This is a genomic window from Verminephrobacter aporrectodeae subsp. tuberculatae At4, from assembly GCF_000193225.1.
GTDB lineage: Bacteria > Pseudomonadota > Gammaproteobacteria > Burkholderiales > Burkholderiaceae_C > Acidovorax > Acidovorax aporrectodeae.
Window position 1 is genome coordinate 1 of the sequence record NZ_AFAL01001021.1, and the last position, 3,795, is coordinate 3,795.

Below are 3,795 nucleotides of genomic sequence, written 5' to 3' on the forward strand. Positions count from 1 at the left end.
GTGGGGTCGGTGTAGGAGAGGAGGACCGTATCGCCGTGGCCTACGGCGTTGTTGGCCAGCGTCAGCGTCACGGTCTTGGCCGTGGCATTCACGCTCACTGCGGTGACGGCGTTGGCCACGACTGTGCCATTGACGCGCAGCGCAAAGGTCCCGGTGGTCGCGACGTGCGCCGCATCCAGGCCGATCGCTTCGATGTAGCTGAGCACCAACTGGGTGCCATTCACCGTGTTTTCCGTGGCGTTGTTGCTGATCTGCGGGGGGCGTGTGTCCACCGTGTAGTCGCTGCCGGAATTGGACTGGCCCAGCCCGGCGTTGCCCGAAGGGGTGAGCACGTGGATCATGTCCACCGTGACGTGGTTGCCCGCGGCCTCCACGTTCGCCGTGGGCGTCAGGGTGGCGCTCCAGACCGTGCCGCTTGCGTTGGGACTCCAACCGGACAGCGTGCCGTTGGGCGCGCTCACGGCAGCGGAGATGTTTTGCACCGGGATGTCGAAAGTGACGCTGACGGTGGCGGTTTCTCCGACGCACAGTGCGTTGTCGCTGATCGTGATGCCGTTGGCGGCGAGGTGGGGCCGCACGGTGTCCACGGTGAAGTTTTCAGCGGCCGGAAGGGTGCCCGTGAGCAGGTTGCCGGCAGCGTCCCGCAGATTGATGAAACTTTTTATCCTGACGCTGTTGTGCGGCACGATGCTGTTCTCCGGCGGAGTCAGGGTGGCGGTCCAGACCTTGCCGTCCGTGGATGATCTCAGCTCGGACAGCGTGCCGCCGGAGACTTCCAGGTGATCCCGGTTGTTGAGGCCGAGCACCATTTCGTTGAAGGTGATGGTGACGGTGGCCGTTCTGCCGGCCCGCAGGTCGTGATCGCTTATGGCGAAGCTGATCAGCGTGGGCGGCGTGGAATCGATGGCGTAGGCGTTGCTGGAGACGGTTTTGAACAGGGGCCTGTTGCCAGCCAGGTCCATGATGCCGGCGAGGACGGTATCCATGGTGATGCTGCGGTTGCTCACCTCAACGCCTCTGTCCGCGGTCAGCTTGGCGAACCATGTCAGGCCGTCGTCAGAGACCCTGAAGCTGCCCAGCGTACCGTTTTGCACGGTGAGGCTGCGCATGTCATCCTCGTCGAAACCGGTGACCGGTTCCTTGAATTCGACCATGACATCGGTGACTCCTCCCGGCAGCAGACTGCTGTCGCTCACCCGGATGTCGATGGTGGGCCTTGTGGCGTCGACGTCGTAGAGGATACCCGGGACGTTCATCGTTCCCGTTCCCGCTTCGCCCGCGGTATTCCTCACGCCGGCAAGGTTCACCGCGACGGGGTTTTGGGACGTTGAGGGATTGTTCCACGTGAGCCCCGATGTGATGGTGACCTGCCAGGTGTCGCTGCTGCCGTCGGCGCCGGGACTGACGGCGCTCACGCTGCTCACGCTGCCAGCGTTCGGGCGCAGACTCACGTCCGTTGTGCCGAATTCCTTCACCGCTTCGCTGAATTTGACGGTGACGACGGTCGTTCTCCGGTTGAATCCGATGGCGGTTTCGCTGATCGAGTGGCCGGATGCGGCGAGTGTGGGTGCGGTCATGGTGCTTTTCCTTTTTCCGAATGGGCTGCGCGTGGTTTTCCGGATTCAGCTTGTGTGCCGCCTGCGGTCCAGGGACGCAGGCGGCCGTGCCTGTTCCATGGGTTCCGGATCCGGGCAGGCCCTGCCCCCTTCCCCGGGGCGCCGGGAGCACGCTCGGGAATTACCTTCTGGCGCATGGAGCGGGTATCCCTCCCGCAGCGAAGCCCGGTCCATCAGAACCAGATCCCGTGCGCTTGCGCATCGGACGTCTGCCCGACGATGGACAGCAGCATGTGCGCTGCCGTGCCGGGGGCGGTAATGGTTCCGTCGGTCTCGCCGTCGGCGTCGAAAGCGCCGCCGTCCTCGATCCGGAAGTCGAGCCGCAGGCTTTGCCCGTCCTGCACCATCTTGCCGCTGTAGGGCTCGCTCGCCAGGTTCACCCAGGTGCCGGTTCTGTCCCGCAGCCAGTAGCCGTTGGCGTGCTGCGCCGGGTCCACGTAGAGGCTGAAACTCTCGGTGTGTGTGCCGGGAGTCAGCTCTACCTGGAAGCTGGTCAGTCCGCCGAGCGCCTCCAGCGCCCGGGGCAGGTTGGGGGGGATCTTTTTCTGCTCCAGGTGGGCGATGCGTGTGCCGTGATCGGCGCTGGGCTTGCCGTTCTCGCTGCCTGCCACCAGGGTGGTGTAGGTGCTTGCCGGCGTGTCGTCCGAATCGCCTTCCTTCGAGGTGCTGACCGAGATGCGGATCGAACTCACCGAGGATTGTTCGCTGTCCCTGGTTCCGTCCCCGTTGCCGTCGCCCGCCACGGGGGCGGGTCCATGGGGGCGGTAGAGGCCGGGGGTCCGGTCCTCTATTTCGCCGGGAACGCCGTCGTTGTCCCCGCTCGGCTTGCGGATCTTGCTGGGCGGGGGGGCGGCAACGGTGTTCTTCGCTTCGTGCGCGCTGAAACTCGCGGCGTCGTTGCCGCTGCGGTCCTGCAGGGCCTCGGCGTCGTTGCCGGCTGTGGGGTCGGTGTACGAGAGCTTCACCGACTGGCCGTAGGCCACGGCGTGGGCCAGCGTCAGCGCCACGGTATTCGCCAGCGCATCTATGGCGACTGCGGTGACGGCGCTGCGCACGCCATCGACGAGCACCGTGAAGGCTTCGGGGGCCGGCTTGTGCTCGGCGTCCAGCGCGTTCGCTTCGGCGCAGCTGAGCACCAATTGGTCGCCGTTCGCCTTGGCGCTGCTGATCACCGGGGCCGTCGTGTCGGGTCCGCTGTGCACCGCCATGTCCGTGAAGCCTGCGGCATCGTTGCCGGTCGCGTCCTGTATGGCTGCGGCGCCGGTGTCGGCCGGGGGGCGGTGTAGGCAACGCGCACCGTCTCGCCGCCGGTCACGGGGGTGCTCAGCGTCAGGGTGACGGTCTTCGCTGCGGCATCCACGGCGACCGCGCGAACTGCGTTCGCGACGCCGTTCACGTGCACCGCAAAGGCGGCGCTGTTCGCCGTGTGGACGGCATCCAGCTTGTTCGCTTCGGTGTAGATGAGCACCAGCTGGTCGCCGCTGGCGCTGGCCATGCCGATGACCGGGGCCGTGGTGTCCGGTCCGTTGCCCACTTCCATGGCGCTGAAGCTGGCTGCCACGTTGCCCGTCGTGTCGCGGAGGGTGGCGCTGCCGGTCGCGGGCCGGGTGTAGGCGACGCTCACCGCCTCACCGCCGGTCACGGCGGTGGCCAGTTCCAGCGTCACGGTCTTGGCCGCTGCGTCCACGCTCACGCTGGAGACGGCGTTTGCGACGCCATTCACGAGCACCGCAAAGTCCCCGGGGGCCGGCTTGTTGAGCGCGTCCAGGTCGTTTGCCTCGGTGCAGCTGAGCACCAGGCTCCGGCCGCTGATGCGTGCCTGGCTGATCACCGGGGCCGTCGTGTCGGGGGCGTTGCCCACCGCCATGGCGCTGAAGCTGGCGGCATCGTTGCCGGCAGCGTCCTGCAGGACGGCGTTGCCGGTCCCGGGTCTGGTGTAGGCGACGGTCACGGTCTCACCGCCGGTCACCGCGTGCTCCAAGGCCAGGGTCACGGTCTTGGCCGGAGCATTCACGCGCACCTGGGTGACGGTGTTGCGGACACCATTCACGTGCACGGCGAAGGCCGTTGCGGGCGCGGTATGCGTCGCGTCCAGACCCAGACCGCTGGCTTCGGTGTAGGTCAATACCAGATCGTTCCCGCTGACCGCGGCGCTGTTGATCACCGGGGCCGTGGTGTC

3 protein-coding genes are annotated in these 3,795 nt (G+C 66.8%); all 3 read right to left on the reverse strand.

The features are described from left to right. Positions 1-1,577: Ig-like domain-containing protein (locus tag VTU_RS30310; protein WP_010110483.1), on the reverse strand; the 1,577-nt coding region annotated here is incomplete at its 3' end. Positions 1,578-1,789: 212 nt separating this feature from the next. After that, positions 1,790-2,824 carry a SwmB domain-containing protein gene (locus VTU_RS0124665; RefSeq protein WP_010110485.1) on the reverse strand — a complete coding sequence of 345 codons (1,035 nt, stop codon included), beginning with the start codon at positions 2,822-2,824 and terminating at the stop codon, positions 1,790-1,792. Continuing rightward, a partial coding sequence (locus VTU_RS30315) for a SwmB domain-containing protein (RefSeq protein WP_010110489.1) occupies positions 2,785-3,795 on the reverse strand: 1,011 nt, incomplete at its 5' end. The genes VTU_RS30315 and VTU_RS0124665, both read right to left, overlap by 40 nt.